The organism is Algoriphagus sp. A40 (assembly GCF_002002735.1).
Lineage (GTDB): Bacteria > Bacteroidota > Bacteroidia > Cytophagales > Cyclobacteriaceae > Algoriphagus.
Map to the genome: position 1 here is coordinate 31,065 of NZ_MUNY01000064.1, position 19,242 is coordinate 50,306.

Sequence of the window (19,242 nt, forward strand, 5' to 3'; positions counted from 1 at the left end):
GCTTCCTCTCTCTGTGTTCTCAAAAAAGGATTCCTGTGCCTATCAAGCTTGAAGTTCCTCCAAACCTCGATTTCTCACATAATATCTCTGTGGTTAGTTTTCCTCTGAGTCCACTGCGACTCAGCGGTGAATTACAGCCAACTCAATTCCCAAAAACCTCTTTGATAGCCTCCAAATAGCTGAATCCATGCCCCTCTGTAGGCTCGATGTAATTCCCTTCCAAGTATTCGTTCCAACAGCAGATCATGACAGTATTGCCGTTTGAGGGCCTGTATTTTCTGGAAATTTGCTGGGCTTCTTTCAGTTTGGCGGTGAAGGATGCTTTGTCGCTGTGGACTTTGTCTTTGTAGGGTTCGGAGGGAAAGCCCGATTGCTGAGGCCAGGTTCCGCCGGCTGGGCGCATATCCCAACCCATGGCTACCGGAACCTGATATTCAAAATTTGGATCGTTTTTAAACTTTTCGCTCCACATTTTCCAATGCCCTCGGTAGGTTTCTCGCATGTCGGCATAGGACCGGTTGTCTTTTTCGAAAAAATTATGGTAAACATAGGAAGTCATGCCTTCGAAGCCCATTCCTTTCAATCTGGGTACATATTCCTGTAAAAGTTGGCGTTTCTGATATTCTCCGCCTTCCCAGGGTTTATTGGGATTTTTTGCTTTCCAAAGGGTAGGGAGGCCATACATCCGTTCTCTTTCGAGCATCGGCCCAGCCATGACAGCGATGAATTTTATCCCCGGAAATCCTGCTTTCCTTGCAGTTTCCTGAGATAGATCAAGCAGATCTTTCAAGGTCAAGCCATAGTAGGCAGCTCTTGATTCAGCATCCTGCGGAAAATAGAAATATACGACTGGCCGACCATCAGCCCCTTTTAAATAGTCTTCCCGGCTGAAATACTGATCGATCCAAAGCTGTGTAATTTTTTTATGAACTTTCAGATACAGGGCCTTGTCGGGTTTTTCTCCTTCATAATTTGCCTTGCGGGCCATTTCTTCTGGTGCACCCACTTTCAGCCAGAGCATCCAGCGTTCGTTGCTGTCATCACACCAATTGATAGCGAATTTCATTTGCTCCTCTTTTGGAAGCTTGGCATTTTCAGCCAAAAGCAGCTCCAGCTGATCGCCCCATTCAACCAGACCCGGCACAGCAACCCTCCCGTCCCGATTTGGATCAATTTGCCAATCTTTGGGGTAATAGATTTTTGACTGAGGACCAAAATAGAGATGGTAATAGTAATGCCTGCCAAAAAACCAATCGTAGGCAAAGAAGTCTATCCCGTAGCTTTTCATGTACTGAAGATGCTTTTTGGCCACTTCTGAATCAGTTCTGGAGTAAAATCCCTTTAGTTCAGCAATCGGCTTTCTTTCCAGATAAGGTCCTTCATACGGATATCTGGCATTGTAAATTCTTCCTTTTGGACCCCAGATTCCCGGATTTAGAAGGCTTGAGCAGTTCGCCGGATCTTGAATGCAAGACCAAAAACTATCACGATCCACCGCCGGATCAGGAGAAGTATTCCAGGATGGCATAAAATAAACCCCGACGATTTCGTCCGATTCATCCTGTGGAGCTGGGGTTGGAAAAGTGGCAAAGCCAGCTGTCTGGGCTACTGCAACTTCTTTTGTTTTTTGCGCACAACCAAAAAGTCCAATTGAAAAAGCAACTATGGTAAAAATGTAAGAGGATCGTTTCATAAAAATGGAGTTTATCGGTTAGTGTAAATGCGTTTTAATGCATTTTTACATAGTGTTGTGAGTTTTTTTTTATTCAACTTCCCATTCGATTTTATCAAATGGACCTTTTTCTCCTTTGTAAATACAGTAAAACATAGGTCTGCATTTACTATTATTTAAATCATAAGCTAGGATGTTTTCATACGGAAGGTGTGCTCTCCTAATGATAGTTTTTCGATCTTTTTCTTCCACATTCTCTGACCTAAAGAATTCTTGTTTTTCATTGATATAGCCATAATCCAATTCCAGGTTTACAGTTATCCCAAAATCCCCGATGTAATATGGTTGTACTCCAAAATAACTATACCACCCAAAGTTGTCTTGGTAAGTTTCATGATCATCGTCCATTACTGATCGAACAATAAATTTTCTATGGTGAAATCTATGCGGTCCAATAATTGGTTTAAATGAATCAAATTCCTTTAAAAGTTCTTTATTCAAGTCATTTTTAAACTTTTTCCTTTTTTCAATCAATTCAAGTCTTAAATCGAATGAAGTTCCGATGGAAATTCCGAAATAAACGTTTAAAAGGTCTGGATGATTATGATAAAGCTCTGCTTCTAAATTTGAGTTAGTCCATACTTGCAATTCCTCAATTTTGAGATTTGCTTTTAGTTCTTTCAATATATCATGTCCAGTTTTACTAAATGGACATGAAATAATGAGTAAAAAATTATTGTTCGAAGGATATTTTGTTTTTAGACTCTCAATTACCGATTCAGCTTCTTTAGGACTAAATGATTTATACCTTTTACATTGTACAATCCATTTTTTTAATTCTGTCTGCGAATCTATTTCAGTCCCTTCAATATCTATTCCACCATCACTACCAGAACGTCCAAGATGATTGATGGAATGCCATTTCTTTTGACGATAAAGTAAATTAAAAGCCAAGTCTTCAAACCTCATAGGTTCCAAGTCTTCAAAATGAATAGGGTTTGTTGTCTTGGTAATCTTCATTTAGAACCAAAATTTATTAAGCGCTGTCAATGTTTCTGAATTAAGTTGAAAAGGAGAAGACTCGGGAAGCACGCTATCAATACCACATTTAGGACATAACGCTGTTTTCCCATCATCAGTGGTTTCTTTGATTTCACTTGCATTAAAAATTGACTTGCAATAGTAGCACCCAGCAAGGATTGAATTGGCTAATTCAGCCATATTATAAATTGAATATTCTGATGCCTTTTTAATTTCCATTCTAATTACTCACAACAAGTTTATACTTTACATCCAGCAAGGGAATGAAATTCAAAAATAACTCTAAACCAGGCTTTTCTGCCAGATTTCAATCCCGCGATACTCAGGGATAATTCTTTCAAAATCCAGTTGATAACTCAACAAATGTCCAAAACCCATTTTCTGGTAAAATTTTTTGGCCTGAGGCTGACAACTCATGACTTCCAGCCAAATGGATTTCAGTCCGTTTTCCTGGCCAATCCGCTCGCAATGATCCACCAAGATTTTGGCGACACCTTTTCCCTGGAAATCAGAATGCAGGTATAGTCGATGGAGTTTCATCGCTTCAGGAATGGCTATTTCTTTGGGAGAAAAGGGGAAATCGTATTTAAGAATTCCGATTTTTCTTTCTCCTGCTTCTACAAAAAAATAGTTGCTTGTAGCTCTTTTCAGCTCTTTGTACAAGGTATGCTGGTTGTAGATTAGGTTGACATACCAATCACCCTGATCAGTCCATACATATCGGTAAGCTTCGCGGTAAATTTCATCCATCAAGGCGTAAAGGATTGGTTGATCTTCAGCTTGAATTGGATTCAGAGAAAGGTTGCTGTCTGAATTGAGGTAGATTTTCACCCAGATAAATTAACAAGTTCTTACTTCAGTTTGTCGATCATTTCCTCGGTCAACTGATCGGCATAGACACCATAGGAATTGACGACGACTCCTTTGAGTTTTCCATCGAGGGAAGAGATGGCGAAAAGAATGGCCTCGTCAGATGGGTTGGTGTTGCCTTCGAATCGGAAAGTCTGATCTACTTCAAAATCCTGTGGAAGGAGACAAACGTCATTGCAAATCAAACTGTCAAAGCGGACATTGAAATCGATGGTGTAGCCTTCTTTTCGAAGTTTTTCAAGCGTTTCGACAAGTGTGGGTTCATAGTTGGGCATGTTGATGGGAGTTTGATTTCTATGAATTTACGCTTTTCGAAAGTAAATGCCGAAAAAAACCACAGACTTTCGGTTGTGCTGCTTCTCCAAAAGCTGCACTTTTCGTCTGTGCTTTTAATTTGTGCAAAAAAAATCCTGCTTCAGGAGAAGCAGGATAAATGCAATTTTTATGTAAGAATACTGCTTCTGGAGAAGCAGCATAACATTTCTGTTACTTTCTCGCCAAAGCTCTTTTCGCGGCCTTCACGATGTTTTCAGCATTCAGGCCATACTTTTCAAGCAATTGAGTTGGGGTGCCGGACTCACCAAAGCTGTCGTTGACTCCCACATACTCCAAAGGAGCTGGATAATTACGGCTCAAAGTCTGGGCAATGCTATCTCCCAAACCACCATTGACCTGATGCTCCTCAGCAGATACTGCACAGCCGGTTTTTTTCACAGATCCCAAGATAGCCTCCAAGTCCAATGGCTTGATCGTGTGAATGTTGATGACTTCAGCATAGATGCCTTCTTCTCTTAGCATGGCCTCGGCCACAACTGCTTCCCAAACTAAATGGCCTGTTGCGAAGATGGTTACATCCTTGCCATCAATCATTTTCCAGGCTTTTCCGATTTCGAATTTCTGATCGGCAGGAGTGAAGATCGGCCAGCTCGGACGACCAAATCTCAGATAAACCGGTCCTTCGTACTCAGCTATCGCCAAAGTCGCTGCTTTGGTCTGATTGTAGTCGCAAGGGTTGATCACAGTCATGTGAGGGAGCATTTTCATCATGCCCAAGTCCTCCAAAATCTGGTGGGTTGCTCCATCTTCTCCCAAAGTCAAACCGGCGTGTGAGGCGCAGATTTTCACGTTTTTGTCTGAATAGGCGACGGATTGACGGATTTGGTCATAGACACGTCCAGTGGCAAAGTTTGCGAAAGTGCCTGCGAAGGGGATTTTTCCACCAATAGCCAAACCTGCGGAAATGCCGATCATATTGGCTTCTGCAATTCCCGTTTGGAAAAAGCGATCGGGAAATTCCTTTTGGAAATCTCCCATTTTCAGGGATCCGATCAAGTCAGCGCAAAGGCCAACCACATTAGGATTTTTTCTTCCTGCTTCCAGGAAACCGTCACCGAAACCGGAACGGGTATCTTTTTTCTCTGTATAAGTAAATTTTAAGTCTAAGCTCATGATAAAGTCTTTTGGAAGGAGGAATTAATAATCGCCGAGGGTTTCTTCAAGTTGACCCAATGCTTTGGCCAGTTGCTCGTCGTTAGGAGGGGAACCGTGCCACTTGTGGGTGCCTACCATGAAATCGACCCCAAAGCCCATTTCAGTATAGAGCAGGTTGAGTACTGGTTTTCCTTTGCCCGCAAGGGATTTGGCTTTTTCCAAACCAGCGATTACGGACTTCATGTCATTGCCTTCCTTGATTTCATTGACTTCCCAGCCAAACGCTTCCCATTTCGCCTTGAGATTCATCAAGTCCATGATTTTATCGGTAGGACCATCGATTTGCTGACCGTTGTAATCGACTGTGGCGATCAGGTTGTCCACTTTGTGGTGAGCAGCATACATTGCCGCTTCCCAAACCTGGCCCTCCTGCAATTCCCCATCACCCATCAGCACATAGACCAAGTGATCGTCTTTGTCGATTTTCTTGGCCTGAGCGACACCAATGGCTACGGAAAGCCCCTGACCCAAAGAGCCTGATGCTACACGAATACCAGGAAGGTGCTCGTGAGTCGCAGGGTGACCCTGAAGTCGGGAATTAAGTTTTCTGAAAGTTTTCAGTTCAGCAACCGGGAAGTATCCGCTTCGGGAAAGCACAGAATACCAACCAGCAGAAAGGTGCCCGTTAGAAAGGAAGAAAAGATCTTCACCTTTTCCATTCATTTTGAAATCGGGATTGTGTCTCAGCTGATCAAAATACAGCGCGACGAAAAATTCAGCGCAGCCAAGGGGAGCGCCGGGGTGACCGGATTGAACGGCATGAACCATTCTCAGCACATCTCTTCTGAGCTGAGTACAGATTTTTTGGAGTTGTTCGATTGATTGTTTTTCCATTACGGAGGTTTATTTTAGGATTTGAGCAGTATGGTTTTGGGTGTCGACCTTGTCGATCACTTCGGCGATTTTCCCCTGTTCATCGATGACGAATGTCGTTCTGATGGTGCCCATGTACTTACGGCCGTACATGGATTTTTCCCCCCAGGTACCATAAGCTTCGTGCACTTTCAGATCGGTATCTGCGATGAGTGAAAAGGGAAGGGCTTGTTTTTCAATAAATTTTTGGTGGGATTTTTCCCCATCTGAGCTTACACCCAACACGACATAGCCAGCTTTGAGCAGCGCATCGTAATTGTCCCGGAGATTACAGGACTGGGCTGTGCAGCCTGGGGTTGCGTCTTTTGGGTAAAAATAAAGGACTACCTTTTTTCCGCGATAATCAGAGAGTTTTACAAGTTCTCCTTTTTCATTTTTTGCTTCAAAATCGGGGGCCATTTGGCCTACTTCTAGTGACATAATTTTTTGGTTTTAGGGGATCAAAAATCAGGAAATGGTGCCCTTCCACTCGGCTACATTGCCAGCCTGATCGGTTACTTTGAGTAAAACTGCACCCCGAAGCGGTTGTTTGTCCAAGGTCTCTGACCAAATGACTGCCTGCTTGTGTTCGTAGCGCATCAAAACCCATTTGCCATCTACGAAAGCTTCAAAACTTTTTATTCCCGACAGATTATCCTTGATGGTAAATCGCATCCCCTGACTATTGACCCGAATCGGAGTAATGGTCGGCTTGACATTGTCCACTCCCAAAACAAAACTACCAAAATTTCTGGTTTTGAAGCGGATTTGCTCTCCAACCCATTCGCCTCCGGCAAAACTTCTTGCTCCATTTCCAGCTTGCTGATACACATGCGTCTTGCTTTTGTCACCGGAATAGCCACTGACATTCCAAGTGACCTCGATGGGATTCCAGAGGTATTCGGAAGGTTCCTGCAACCTGAGCACCGGTGCTGAAGTGCTTCCCGATTGCCCCACTCGAAGGTAAAGATCTTCCAAAAGGCTGTTTTCTTCAGTTTTGATTCGAAGCTTTTCGGTGGCATGAAGGTGTTCTTTTCCTACGGGAAAATGCCCGATCAGGTCAGGAATCAGTATCTCTGAACAAAGGTCAATTTTGGATGGAATGCCAAATCTAAGATCCCAAAGGTAAGTTCTACTTTGAGCATCCTGATAGGCAGGCAGGATTTCATAGACCTTGCTTCCAATGAAAAACTGAGCTAATCCGCCTTTGTCAGTCTGTGCTACCTTGATTTTCATGTGATGCTTGAAATAGCTCGTTTGTGCTTTGGCAGGTGCGGCTCCGTCTGTAACGGTGGAGTCCAGATCTGCTCCAGTCAGGACCAAATTCACCATTCTTGCATTTTGATAGGAATCCAAAAGTCTGATCTGAATGCTTTTCTTTTGTCCCGCTTCTACCTGAAAGGCCCCCGTGCCCGGTGCATTGGGACTGAAGTAGTCAAACTTCAGATTAGGCTGATGATAAAGTCTGGTAAAACGATTTTGATGGGTATGAAGTAGAAAATGCCGGGTATAGTTGAAATCAACCTGGTTTATCAAAAGGGTGTAAACCAGCCCATTTTCGTCAGAAATCTCGAATTTTGGAAAGCCATTCTGGTTTTCGGCCCCGTCCAGTTTGTCGTAGCTCTGGATTTCAAGGCCGACTTTTCCGGTCACCCGGATCGTTTCCGGAATGCGATAACTCGCACCGCTTAGGATCGGTGTAATCTCCACGCGCTGAAATTTCCCGTTGACCCGACTGTCGATTTCCAAAGGTACGATCGCGATTTTTTGTGGAGTGGGGGGGATGTTGTCCAGGATCTCTGAGAACCCTGCAATTAAGGGATCCATGGCTCGATCCAGACTGTCGCGGATTTCGAAATGGAGATGGGGGCCGCCGGAGCTTCCGGTATTGCCACCATTGGCGATCAGTTCTCCTTTGGTCACTTTCAATTCACCCGGTTCAGGATATACTTCCAACTCATTTAGCTGCGCTTCATACATTTTCTGCCGCATCCATTCGGTCAGCTTGGGGTTGAAATTCCTCAAATGCCCGTAAAGCGTGATATGCCCGCTCGGGTGCTTGAGATAAATCACATTTCCGTAGCCGAAAGAGGAAATTTTGATCCGATGAACCCAACCTTCGGCTGCGGCATAGATAGGCTCACCTTCCGAACCTCCGAATTTGTAATCCAAACCAGTGTGAAAATGGTTTGGCCGCAACTCTGAGAAGTTGCCGGAAAGGAAGTTTCTGCCTCCGGGTTTTACTGGTGATCGGAAAATTCCTTTTTGAATTTCCTGAGCTGAAAGCCCTGAAATGAACAAAAAACCAAGAAAAAGGGTAATCGGGAAAAGTTTATTTGACTTCAAAATCCAGCATTTTTTCTGTTCCAATAAATCCAGTAAGGCGATCACCAACCTGTACTGCACCAACTCCGGCCGGAGTTCCGGTGTAGATTAGATCGCCTTTTTTCAAGGTGAAAAACTGCGAGACATAGGAGATTATGGTGGCAAAATCAAAAAGCATCAAACTTGTATTTCCTTTTTGGCGGAGTTCCCCATTGATTTCAAGATGAAAATCAATGTCTTTCAGATCCGCAAAGTCGGAAACAGCTTTAAACTCACCGATTGGAGCAGAACTGTTAAAGGCTTTGGCGATTTCCCAGGGAAGGCCTTTTGCCTTGCACTGGTCCTGAAGGTCGCGTGCAGTGAAGTCTATGCCCAATCCGATTTCGTCAAAATACCGGTGGGCAAACTGAGGCTGAATGTACTTGCCTTCTTTGGAAATTTTGAGGACAAGTTCGATTTCGTGGTGGATGTTTTCGGAGAAATCCGGGTAGAAAAATGGGGCTCCAGCTTTCAAAATCGCCGTATCTGGCTTCAAGAAGACGACTGGTTTTCCGGGCTTTTCGTTTTTAAGTTCTTCAATATGTGCCGCATAATTCCGGCCAATGCAGATGATTTTCATAGTGTAATGCTGAATTCAGAAGCTGATGCAGGAGCAAATATCGTCCTCAGCTTTAATCCGTGAAATTAAATTTATTTGCTGCATGGAGATAACTTTATAGGAAAAAATGAGGATAATTTGGCAATATCAGCTGGCACAATTCATTCGGCAAAATCTTTAATAAATTTCCTTTCGGTGTCCGAGATCAATCACGTCAACTAATTAGGAGCCTGTCCTGGATTTCGTAGATGATTCGATAATTGCTGACACGGATGCGATAACCTTCCGGTCCTTTTAGCTTTTTGTAACCCTCCGGACGGGGATTTTCGCCTAGGCGAAGAATAGCCACTTTGATATTGGAGTAGTAAGGTTCTGGAATTTTTGAAAGCACCTTTTGAGCCTTCCGTTCGACGCGAACCCTGTACATTACCCCTGATGCAGCTTTCGTTCCCTTTCAATTTCCTCAAAAGCTTGTTCCGCATCGATAAACTCCCTGTCACTTTTCTGCGAAGCATCAAATTGTCGAATGTCTTCCAATTCGTCCAAATCCTCCATCAGTCTATTGTATTCATCGATTGGCAGGATAACAGCAAGCTTTTTGCCGTGATCATCGGTAACAAATTGCGTTTTCATGGCTGGATACTTTAATTGGAAATGAAGTGGAATTTGTCATGCTAGCCACTTTCTTTTTTGGAATTTAGTAATTAAACCACAAAAAGGAACGCCTGGGAGCAGGATGTTTCAACCTCTCAATTCAAGACGTGCACTTAAACGATTCTTACAAAATCGATTTGACCAACCCGCCCTCAACTCTGATTGCTGCTCCATTGGTCGCAGAAGCCAGTGGACTGGAATAATACACTACGGTATCAGCCACTTCCTCGACCGTCGCAAAACGCTGAATCAGCGAAGTGGGACGCATGTTTTTGAAGAAGTCTTTCTCTACTTCCTGGGCTGTTTTATTGTCTGAATTTGCCAAGTCTTCGATGAATTGTCCTACGCCTTTGGACCAGGTTGGTCCCGGAAGGATGGAGTTCACCGTGACGGAGGTTCCTTTTGTAAGTTCAGCTAATCCACGGCTTACGGCAAGTTGGGCAGTTTTGGTCATGCCGTAATGGATCATTTCTTCAGGTATAAAAACTCCCGATTCACTGGAAATGAAGATGATTCTTCCCCAATTTTTTTCAAGCATTTTGGGGAAATAAATTCTGGAAAGTCGGATGCCGCTCATGACATTGATCTCAAAAAGTCTGAACCAATCCTCGTCAGGAATTTCCGTAAAGGCTTTGGGTTCAAAAATTCCCGCGTTGTTGATCAGAATGTCAACTTCCGTTACTTCAGCGATTAGACGATTTACATCTTCGACTTTTGAAAAGTCTGCCGCAACGCCAGAAATGTCGCTTTTCGGGAAGATTAATTTCAAGTCCGAAATGGCTGTGCTGACACTTTCTTTGCTTCGACCATTGAGAATGACGCTGGCTCCTTCGGCCAAAAAACGTGCTGCAACCGCAAAACCAATTCCTGCTGTAGAACCGGTGATCAGGGCTTTTTTGCCTGTTAGTTTTAAATCCATGATATGTTAAAATAGGGGTTGAAAGAATTCCTCCCAGAAAAAGTCGGGAGATTTGAGAACGGAGGATTGGAAATAAAAATTCCCTGTTTAGGTTAAAAGGATTGGACCCAAGCTGCGAACCGCCTACTGAGACTGCCTACTGATCAGTCTATCGCTCTAAGACTCATCAAAACCTGTCCGGATTCATCCCTTAGATACAGGACGTTATTCTCGATTTCGAATTTGCGGATCAGTTCCAAGACTTTTTTGACCTCCATTTCTACTTCCATACTTGGGCAGGCCATCATGGTGGATGCACCCGGACCAAACTTGATTTCGCCTTTTTTCTCTACAGAAAATGCTCCCCTGATCGAATTGCAGTCTGTATTTCCAAAATAGGTGCCTTGTGATCCGTTTAGTTCGAACGTCAGCGCTTCACCTTTTTGGGATTTTGGATCTTTGATGGAGCCTACGTGGACCAGCTTCCAAGTATTGGCCAGCGCGAGCTTTGGATCAGGACTTTTGCTGATCAAGTTTACCAGCTCATAGGAGAGGGTCGATGCGTCAGCCGGGACAAGCTCCTGTTTTTGGCTGACACCCACTTCCACTTGGTAGATAAACCCAGGCTCGTATTCGAATCCAGTAATTTGATTATAAAACAGTTCCCATTTTCCTGATTCGATTTCCTCCGTTTTTTGGATCTGAAAACAAGTCATCGGGCCCACACCTGTGCAATCCACCTTGGCGGAATTGATCCACCAGATTTCTGTTTGACTTTCGGCTTCTTTTTCGCAGGATGAAGCGGCCATTGCTGCAAGGCTTAAAAGTAAAATGAAGAGTTTCATGGCTTAAAATTTTATTTTCTGAACTTCAGTCAGAAGCTTCTCGGTCCAGCGCGAATAAACCAGAGCGGATGGGTGAAGCTGGTCTTCCACGACCATTTCCGTTTTGGCACCGATGACTCGATAGTCTTCTGTGATATCGATGAAGGTGATTTGGTATTTGTCACAAATCGCTTTTTTGGCTGAATTGTAAGCATCGATTTCAAGGGCAACTTTAGCCTTGTCGGTATTTCGTGTGACGGCAAAAGGAGTGACGCCCCAATCCGGAATCGAAAGAACCACCACATGATCCTTTTGCCCTCTGGCAAAATCTATCGCCCGCCTTAGCATGGCTTCAAAGTCTTTTTCAAAATCTGCCATAGACCTACCTCTATATTGGTTATTGACGCCAATCAGAAGCGTTACCAAATCATAGCCCTGTTCATCGGTTAGGCTTTGGTTGATTCCAACTTCAAGTTCATCTACTGTCCAGCCCGTTTTTGCTATGATCTGAGGGGATGACCAAGAGTTTTCTTCGATTTCATTTAAAGCGGAAACAAGCTGAACAGGGTAGCGGTCTTTTTCTTCGACACCTTCCCCAATCGTGTAGCTGTCTCCCAATGCGAGGTAAGTAAATGGTTTGGTTTGGTCAGGCATAACTTTTTCTGAAATCATAAAGAAACTGAGCATTACACCCAAGGTCAAAATTGAAGGAAACAGCATCATATTTTAGGATTGAAAAATCGATTCTTGAAGACTGAACGTCCCGGCATCGGCATCCATTTTAACTTTGGCACCCACAGGAACAATAAATTGCCTAGCAATGTGGCCGATCATGGCACCTGTGTAAGCGGGAATTCCAAGAGGCAACACATACTGGTCCATGATCTGATCTACAGTGAAAGCTCCAAAACCTCCTCCCGGTTTGCATTCGGAGCATTGCCCGAAAATAAAGCCTTTGATCTTGCCCAAAGTTCCGTTCAATTGAAGTGTACTCATCATCCGGTCAATGCGATAGGGATCTTCACCCACATCTTCGATAAATAAAATAGCGTCTTGAAAATCAGGATAGTATGGAGTTCCTGATAAAGCTGAAAGTACAGTCAGGTTTCCACCAAGAATTTTGCCATCTGCTGTTCCGCCTTTGAGAGTTTGAGTACGGTTTCCTTTGGCCACCAAGTCGTCCCCTTTGCTGATTTCGTTTTTGTAGGTGACTTGAGCTTTCTCAAAAAAGACCTTTTCAAACTGTTTTACATTAAAGCTGTTCCAGCTGCCGGTTCCATTTTGCCCATGAAAAGTGATCAAACCTGTTTGGCTATAAATCGCACAATGGAGCGCAGTGATGTCTGAATAACCCAACAATGGCTTGGGGTTATTTTTGATTGATTGGTAATCGATCAAAGGCAAAATCCTTGCAGCACCCGAACCTCCTCTGATACAGATTACTGCTTTCACTTCCGGATCTGCAAACATGGCATTGAGGTCATCTGCACGCTCTTCATCTGTGCCAGCCAGGTGCCCAAATCGGTTTTTCAGGTTTTCGCCCAATTTGACTTTGAATCCCAATCCTTCCATAGCTTCCTTGGCAAAGGTAAATTCCATCCGGTCGGCCGTTGCCGCTGAGGGGCTGATGATCCCGACGGTGTCCCCTTTTTTGATTCCTTTGGGAAAAATTGAAGTGGCAGTTTCGATTTCCCTGAAGTCAAAACCGAGAAACGGAGCAGTGGTGGCCAACAATCCAAAAGATTTGATGAAAGTGCGCTTGTTCATAATGCGGGAATTTTGGTTGAAAATACTTCCTTTTTTCCGAAGGTGATAAAGTAAATGCCTTGCTAGCTAGCATAAGCTATCCATCCTTTCAAAGCATATCCCTGACCATTACCATTACTTTTTCCACTTCTTTTCGGACAGTAGAAGCGCCATAAGGATAGTTGGAATTCATAAAGGCAAAGCAATAGGTTTTTCCGCTTTTTGTTTTGAGAAGCCCCACCAGACTGTAGTTGTTGCTCATGGTTCCGGTTTTGGCAAAAATATAAGGCTGGGCAGCTTGAAAATTGTTTTTGAGGGTTCCGGTTTTTCCTCCTGTCGGAAGCAGCTCGGAAAGCTGCGCTTCTGGAAGGATTCGATAGATTTTTTCAAAAATCGCGACCATAGACCGTGGGGTAAACAAATTGTGGCGGCTTAGTCCACTTCCGTCCACCCATTTCGGCTGATCCGGGAGGTCAGAAAGGTGGGTTTTTAGCATATATTCTATTGCCCGTTCGGTATCCAATTCCCCAAAAAGCCGGTCTGAAACCATGAATAGGAGTTGCTCTGCCAAGAAATTATCGCTTTCGAGCATCATTTCCTTCAAGATGGAAAAAAGAGAAGAACCCCGAAGTACCTGATGGTTTTCAGGAAGACTATCCTGGGAGTAAATCCATTTTTTGCCAGTCTCCCGGGAGGCTAGTTGGACAAAAAGGTCAGGATTGGTCAGGAAAGGGATAAATTCTTCTTTGCCTAGGAAAGTGGCAGGATTGTATGCAAAAGTATTGTTGTGGAAATCCCGCTCCAGTTCCTTGATGGGCCTTTCAGTCGTCCGGATGGTGGATTGGAAAAGGGCAGGAAAGACCTCAGGACGGTTGCCGTTTTTTTTGACCTGAACTAAATTCCCATAAATCGGCAAGGAACTTCGCTCTGCGGAATAATCGAAGTAGTAATCGTCCCACTGCCAGCCATAGCCGAAAGTCGGGGAAACCTGATTGGCATCCGAAAAGACCACCACTGAATATGGAGAGAGGAGCTTTTGAAAGTCAGGTTGCTGAAAATCCTTGTACTTCCAGGTGGGATCTCCGCTTCCCCAAATCTTAATGGTGTCCCCGGAAGTGACATATCTGAGCGTTTGCGTGCTGTCCTGAAGTACAAGTAGGCTGGCAAAAAGCGTCCAATATTTCGTCGTGGAGGCAGGAATAAACCGGATTTGACTGTTTTTTTCGAACAAAACCCGCTGTGAATCCAGGTCATATAACATAAATCCTGTCAAGTGTCCACTGAAAAAACTTTGGTCACCAAGTGCGGATTCGAGCTTGATGAATTGATCTCGGGAGAGTTGGGGGAAAGCAGAATGGGAATGAAAGTAAAAAGTAAAAAGGAAAACAATAAAAACGTGATTCCTCATGCTAGATATCACTTTTCTTTTCGATCAATCCGCCCCAAAATAAGGCCATCCAGCCTTGAATAAATGCCACACCACCAATGGGCGTAATCACTCCCAGCCAAGTAATTCCGGTAAGGCAATGCAAATATAGTGAGCCTGAGAAAATGAAAATTCCCAAAGTAAATCCCCAAAAACTCAAATTTAATTTTTTCCAGTTTGGCTTGAGAATAGCCAAAAGCCCCAATCCAAAAAGTGCCAATGAATGGTAAAAATGGTACTTCACAGCTGTTTCGAAGGTTTCCAATCTGCCAGAAGCTTCCAACATAGGTTTCAGTCCATGGGCTCCGAAGGCTCCGATTCCCACGGCAAGGATCCCAAAAATTGCGGCGGTTTGGATGATAGTTATTGGTTTCAATGGTTAAAGGTTATTGGTAAAGTGTTATCGAGTTATTGGGTGATTTTAAACCTTAAATTAACTATTTGGGGTTTGAGTTCGCGACAAAATCCGAAATCCCGAAATCCCGAAATCCGACATCAATTTCTGCTTCCAAAGATCGCCGATCCGATTCGTACCATTGTGCTGCCTTCTTCCTGAGCGATCTGGTAATCCCCGCTCATTCCCATGGAGATTTCTTTTAAATCTACAAATTCAGGCAGATTTCGATTTTTCAATTCTTCGAAAATCTGCTTCAAACCCCGGAATTCTTTTCGTACCTGATCCTGATTTTCAGTGAAAGTCGCCATTCCCATCAGTCCAATTACCTTCACATGAGTCAGCTCCCCAAACTCCTTTGAAGCTATCATTTCATCCAGCTCGGCCCAGTCAAACCCGAATTTACTTTCCTCCTCAGCGATGTGAATTTGGATCAGTACAGGAATAATCCGGTCAATCTTTTTTCCTTGCTTATCTATTTCTTTCAAAAGTTTGAAAGAATCCACTCCATGAATCAAGTGAACAAAGGGAGCAATGTATTTGATCTTGTTACTCTGCAAGTGACCGATCATGTGCCAGCGGGTATCGGCTGGCATTTCGGGTTGTTTGGCTTGGATTTCCTGGACTTTGTTTTCCCCAAAATCGCGGATTCCGGCGGCATAGGCAGCTTTCAGAGCTTCGATCGGCTTGGTTTTACTGACAGCGACCAGTTTGCAATCCGGATTTATAAATGATTTTTTTACGGAGTCAAGATTGGCTTTGATGTCCATTTTCTAATTTTAGGCTTCCACTTTTGCCCTAATCGGCACAAACAAAGATATGGCGATCATCAGTACTTTACTAAAAAAAGGCATTCGTCTGCGCGAGAGTTTGGATCAGGAATATTCCAGTCCGATAGACCTTCAAAAGACCCAATTGAAGAAACTTCTGCTCAAGGCAGAAAAGACTGAGATAGGAAAAAAATATGATTTCCACGGAATTTTGACAGCCTTTCGTGAAGGTGACAGTGAGTTTTATGAGCGATACAAAAGCCAGGTGCCCATTTATGACTACGATTCAATCCATGCTGAATTTTGGAAAAAACTGCTGGCAGGGAAGTCCAATATCACCTGGCCTGGTGCTGTAAAGTATTTCGCGCTCAGTTCCGGTACTTCAGGCGCAGCTTCGAAGTACCTTCCGATTACCAAATCCATGGTGAAGGCCATTCGTCGCACAGGAGTGAGGCAGATTTTAACCCTTTCGAAATACGATTTGCCTGCCTCCCTTTTTACTAAAGGAATTTTGATGTTGGGGGGAAGTACAGACTTGGAATTTAACGGCACCTATTTCTCCGGAGATCTAAGCGGGATTACTGCCGGGAAGTTGCCGATTTGGTTTCAGCGGTTTTACAAACCCGGAAAGAAAATCTCACGAAACCGCAATTGGGGTGATAAGCTGGATCAGATCGTGGAAAAAGCCAAGGATTGGGATATCGGGATTATAGTCGGTGTGCCGGCTTGGCTGCAGATCTTGTTGGAGAAAATCATTGAACGGTACAAGGTCAAGCACATCCATGAGATCTGGCCCAACCTGCAGATTTTCGTCCATGGCGGAGTTTCATTTGAACCTTATAAAAAGGGCTTCGAAAAACTTCTGGGAAAACCGCTCACCTATATCGAAACCTATCTGGCCTCGGAAGGATTTTTGGCTTTTCAGGCTTTGCCAAATCGAAAATCCATGCGCTTGGTGCTCAACAATGGGATTTTCCATGAATTTATTCCCTTTAAAGAGGAGAATTTTGATGAGGAAGGAAATGTGAAAAAGGGCGCCCAAACCTTCAAAATCGATGAAATAGAGGAAGGGAAAGATTATGCGCTGCTCATCTCTACCTGTGCCGGTGCCTGGCGGTACCTGATCGGCGATGTGGTCAGGTTTGTTTCTAAAGAGGAATCTGAAATCATCATCACCGGCCGTACCAAGCATTTCCTTAGTCTTTGTGGAGAGCATCTCTCTGTGGACAATATGAATAAAGCCATTGAACTCGCCGAAGAAGACCTCAATATCTGTGTGAGAGAATTTACCGTTCTGGGTGTGCCCTACAAAAACCTGTTTGCCCATCATTGGTATATCGGATCTGATGATGAGGTCGATCCTGAAAAATTGCAGGAAAAACTGGACGCTCACTTAAAATCCCTCAATGACGACTATGCCGTGGAGCGAAAGCATGCATTGAAAAAGGTGATCGTAGAAATATTGCCGACGGCGGTATTTTATGATTGGCTGAAATCCCTGGGAAAAGAAGGTGGGCAGAATAAATTTCCTAGAGTTTTAAAAGGAGAAAAAGCGGGAGATTGGTTAAACTTTATTTCAGAAAACGGCCATTCTAAATGATTCAGGCACTTCTGGAAGGAATAAGTATGGGGCTATTGCTTTCTGCAATCGTGGGCCCGGTATTTTTCACCCTGATCCAAAACAGCATGGAGCATGGATTCCGCTATGCGGCTGTGTTCGCTTTGGGAATCCTCCTGAGTGATTCCCTGTATGTAGTTTTGACATTTTTTGGGATCAAGTTGTTGGCCGATACGACCTATTTTGAATTGGTTTTGGGTTACGTCGGAGGCACAATATTGATTGGATTTGGGATCAGTTCATTGATTAAAAAACAAAACAGCAGACCCAAAACCGGCGAAATCAAAATCCCCAAAAAGAAAAAGAGAACTGCCTTTGCCAAAGGATTTGGGGTAAATGGTGTCAATCCATTTGTACTGCTTTTTTGGATATCGATTGCAAGTTTGGTTTCATTAAAGACCGGTTGGACTTCTGGTCAGGTTTTCAATTATTACGCAGGGATATTGGTTACCGTGTTTCTAATTGATCTTTTGAAAGCCTTTATTGCCAAACAACTTTCCTCTCTGATGACTCCGAGGTTGATGTGGCTTTTGAATAAGAGTGTTGGATTGGTGATGGTTTTTTTTGGATCCAGGATGATCTGGATGACTTGGAGTAATTAAAGTGCGAACCTTTGCCGATTGGGCTTTTTAAACCAAGTTCATATAGATTGCCCAGATTTTTAGTGGGTTAGGTGTTAACTTTCCTTAAAACTAATCGTATCTTTCCTTAACCACTTTTGAAAATGATTGTATGAAAATTCTCTCTTTACTCGCTCTGGTTTTTATTTTGGGTTCCTGCAAGGTTTCAGAAACTGTTAGAGTAGACACTCTCGCCAATTCAGAAATGCTGAAAGAATATCAGACTTTTAAAATGGTAGAAGAGGATTATTCTGACAAAAGAAATGAACGGCTTAAGCTTTCTTTCAGAGACAAACTGATCGAATATGGTTTTGAAGAATCATCAGAAAATCCTGATTTTTTGATTCAGGGAGTGATTGTTTCCCGAGATTTCATTAAGAATGGAGGGCCAACCTATACTTCTTCTATTCCTGGTCCTTTTTATAGTGCAGGCAATTCTGGCAATAGTTATCCTAGTAGTGGCCCAGGTAATTTTGCGTTGAACCGAGGAATGATCGGGAAGGCGATATTTTTGATTCAGGACACCAAAACGAATGAAATTGCCTGGATGGGCATCAGTTCGGGAGTGGTTTTTGGAGGTGGTAATCAGTTTGATTCTGATGAAATGGATCTTGTACTCCATCAATTACTGACTTCAATCAATGAGTAATTTGCTTTATTGATAAAAGTCAGCGTGAAAAGGTAAACTGAAGAGAATGCTAGGTGCAAGTTTGGCGCACATTCTTTTTACCTTCGTCTCATGGAAAATTTAGCCCCTTGCCCCAAATGTAAATCCGAGTACACCTATGAGATGGACAACCTGATGGTTTGCCCGGATTGTGGATTAGAATGGGACCCCACTGAAGTAGTCGCGGTTGTGGAAACTGGACTGGTTGTAAAAGATGCCAATGGGAATATTTTGGCCAATGGTGACTCAGTAGTTGTCGTCAAGGATCTGCCTGTGAAAGGAGCGGCCAAATCGATCAAAGCCGGCACCAAAGTAAAGAGCATTCGACTTGTGGAAGGGGATCATAACATTGATTGCAAAATCGAGGGTTTTGGATCAATGGCGCTCAAATCTGAGTTCGTAAGAAAAGCCTGATTTTGTGATAAAATCGGATTGGGCTTCGACTCCGCTCAGCCTGACAATCGTGTCACCCTGAGTCTTAAATATTCCGGGAACATACAAAAAGGAAATGACGGGGTTAACTTAGTCTTTTCCTAAACAGTTTGGCCGCCTTCGTGATAGTGCACCTGCCTGTCGCTGAGTATGGTTCCGTTGAACTGAGTACAAAAGAATGGTACAGTGATTCACTTGTCCGATTGGTAGCCTGGCCCTACAGGTGTTCAACGGGTTTGGGATTTAAAACTAATCCGGATGGAAAAGATCAATCTTCATTCAGCAGGAATCGATATAGGCTCCAGGAGCATTTATATCGGCATCGAAGGAAAGGAAGTGGCAAG

The 19,242-nt window shown here is 43.6% G+C and carries 23 protein-coding genes; 4 read left to right on the top strand and 19 right to left on the bottom strand.

Annotation, left to right across the window (positions count from 1 at the left end; translation table 11 throughout):
• Positions 1–142 precede the first annotated feature (142 nt).
• The 19 genes from B0E43_RS16605 to B0E43_RS16695 form a co-directional block, all read right to left on the bottom strand.
• The gene (locus B0E43_RS16605) at positions 143–1,693 is read right to left on the bottom strand and encodes a glycoside hydrolase family 99-like domain-containing protein (protein WP_077351822.1); all 1,551 of its coding nucleotides are present in this window, start codon (positions 1,691–1,693) and stop codon (positions 143–145) included.
• A gap of 69 nt (positions 1,694–1,762) precedes the next feature.
• A complete protein-coding gene (locus tag B0E43_RS16610) occupies positions 1,763–2,692 on the bottom strand; it encodes a restriction endonuclease (protein ID WP_077351824.1) in 930 nt (309 codons plus the stop codon).
• Positions 2,693–2,932: a hypothetical protein gene (locus B0E43_RS23100; RefSeq protein WP_077351826.1), complete on the bottom strand. Its 240-nt coding sequence runs from the start codon at positions 2,930–2,932 to the stop codon at positions 2,693–2,695. It lies immediately after the preceding gene.
• 63 nt (positions 2,933–2,995) lie between these two features.
• Entirely contained in the window at positions 2,996–3,544 is a 549-nt protein-coding gene (locus B0E43_RS16620; protein ID WP_077351828.1) for a GNAT family N-acetyltransferase, read from the bottom strand.
• Between the two features lie 20 nt (positions 3,545–3,564).
• Positions 3,565–3,858, bottom strand: coding sequence for a hypothetical protein (locus tag B0E43_RS16625; protein ID WP_077351830.1), 294 nt, complete (start codon positions 3,856–3,858; stop codon positions 3,565–3,567).
• Between the two features lie 211 nt (positions 3,859–4,069).
• The gene (locus tag B0E43_RS16630; protein WP_077351832.1) at positions 4,070–5,032 is read right to left on the bottom strand and encodes a transketolase family protein; all 963 of its coding nucleotides are present in this window, start codon (positions 5,030–5,032) and stop codon (positions 4,070–4,072) included.
• Positions 5,033–5,056: 24 nt separating this feature from the next.
• The gene (locus B0E43_RS16635; protein WP_077351834.1) at positions 5,057–5,908 is read right to left on the bottom strand and encodes a transketolase; all 852 of its coding nucleotides are present in this window, start codon (positions 5,906–5,908) and stop codon (positions 5,057–5,059) included.
• Between the two features lie 9 nt (positions 5,909–5,917).
• Positions 5,918–6,367: a thioredoxin-dependent thiol peroxidase gene (gene bcp / locus B0E43_RS16640; protein WP_077351836.1), complete on the bottom strand. Its 450-nt coding sequence runs from the start codon at positions 6,365–6,367 to the stop codon at positions 5,918–5,920.
• Positions 6,368–6,394: 27 nt separating this feature from the next.
• Positions 6,395–8,272, bottom strand: coding sequence for a M23 family metallopeptidase (locus B0E43_RS16645; RefSeq protein WP_077351838.1), 1,878 nt, complete (start codon positions 8,270–8,272; stop codon positions 6,395–6,397).
• Positions 8,259–8,870 carry a fumarylacetoacetate hydrolase family protein gene (locus B0E43_RS16650; protein WP_077351840.1) on the bottom strand — a complete coding sequence of 204 codons (612 nt, stop codon included), beginning with the start codon at positions 8,868–8,870 and terminating at the stop codon, positions 8,259–8,261. Before B0E43_RS16650 ends, B0E43_RS16645 begins: the two co-directional genes overlap by 14 nt.
• A 193-nt stretch (positions 8,871–9,063) precedes the next feature.
• A complete protein-coding gene (locus B0E43_RS16655) occupies positions 9,064–9,276 on the bottom strand; it encodes a type II toxin-antitoxin system RelE/ParE family toxin (protein WP_217349179.1) in 213 nt (70 codons plus the stop codon).
• Entirely contained in the window at positions 9,276–9,482 is a 207-nt protein-coding gene (locus B0E43_RS16660; protein WP_077351842.1) for a hypothetical protein, read from the bottom strand. The genes B0E43_RS16655 and B0E43_RS16660 overlap by 1 nt, the downstream gene beginning before the upstream one ends.
• A gap of 145 nt (positions 9,483–9,627) precedes the next feature.
• Entirely contained in the window at positions 9,628–10,422 is a 795-nt protein-coding gene (locus B0E43_RS16665; RefSeq protein ID WP_077351844.1) for an SDR family NAD(P)-dependent oxidoreductase, read from the bottom strand.
• Between the two features lie 143 nt (positions 10,423–10,565).
• A complete protein-coding gene (locus B0E43_RS16670) occupies positions 10,566–11,246 on the bottom strand; it encodes a DUF4377 domain-containing protein (RefSeq protein WP_077351846.1) in 681 nt (226 codons plus the stop codon).
• Between the two features lie 3 nt (positions 11,247–11,249).
• Positions 11,250–11,948, bottom strand: a complete 699-nt coding sequence (locus B0E43_RS16675; protein ID WP_254423447.1) for an SGNH/GDSL hydrolase family protein — start codon at positions 11,946–11,948, stop codon at positions 11,250–11,252.
• A gap of 3 nt (positions 11,949–11,951) precedes the next feature.
• Complete coding sequence (locus tag B0E43_RS16680) at positions 11,952–12,992, bottom strand: LD-carboxypeptidase (RefSeq protein ID WP_077351848.1); 1,041 nt, start codon at positions 12,990–12,992, stop codon at positions 11,952–11,954.
• A gap of 88 nt (positions 12,993–13,080) precedes the next feature.
• Positions 13,081–14,379 (bottom strand): D-alanyl-D-alanine carboxypeptidase, encoded by a 1,299-nt coding sequence (locus tag B0E43_RS16685; protein ID WP_139352800.1) that lies wholly within the window; start codon positions 14,377–14,379, stop codon positions 13,081–13,083.
• 1 nt (position 14,380) lies between these two features.
• Complete coding sequence (locus B0E43_RS16690; RefSeq protein ID WP_077351850.1) at positions 14,381–14,773, bottom strand: DUF423 domain-containing protein; 393 nt, start codon at positions 14,771–14,773, stop codon at positions 14,381–14,383.
• A 119-nt stretch (positions 14,774–14,892) separates the two neighbouring features.
• The gene (locus B0E43_RS16695; protein ID WP_077351852.1) at positions 14,893–15,561 is read right to left on the bottom strand and encodes a YggS family pyridoxal phosphate-dependent enzyme; all 669 of its coding nucleotides are present in this window, start codon (positions 15,559–15,561) and stop codon (positions 14,893–14,895) included.
• Between the two features lie 49 nt (positions 15,562–15,610).
• Between B0E43_RS16695 and B0E43_RS16700 the strand changes: the two genes are divergently transcribed.
• The 4 genes from B0E43_RS16700 (at position 15,611) to B0E43_RS16715 (ending at position 18,880) form a co-directional block, all read left to right on the top strand.
• Positions 15,611–17,161 (top strand): GH3 auxin-responsive promoter family protein, encoded by a 1,551-nt coding sequence (locus B0E43_RS16700; RefSeq protein ID WP_077351854.1) that lies wholly within the window; start codon positions 15,611–15,613, stop codon positions 17,159–17,161.
• The gene (locus B0E43_RS16705) at positions 17,158–17,781 is read left to right on the top strand and encodes a LysE family translocator (RefSeq protein ID WP_077351856.1); all 624 of its coding nucleotides are present in this window, start codon (positions 17,158–17,160) and stop codon (positions 17,779–17,781) included. Before B0E43_RS16700 ends, B0E43_RS16705 begins: the two co-directional genes overlap by 4 nt.
• Positions 17,782–17,911: 130 nt before the next feature.
• A complete protein-coding gene (locus B0E43_RS16710) occupies positions 17,912–18,448 on the top strand; it encodes a DUF4136 domain-containing protein (protein WP_077351858.1) in 537 nt (178 codons plus the stop codon).
• Positions 18,449–18,538: 90 nt separating this feature from the next.
• Positions 18,539–18,880, top strand: coding sequence for a zinc ribbon domain-containing protein YjdM (locus B0E43_RS16715; RefSeq protein ID WP_077351860.1), 342 nt, complete (start codon positions 18,539–18,541; stop codon positions 18,878–18,880).
• Positions 18,881–19,242 lie beyond the last annotated feature (362 nt).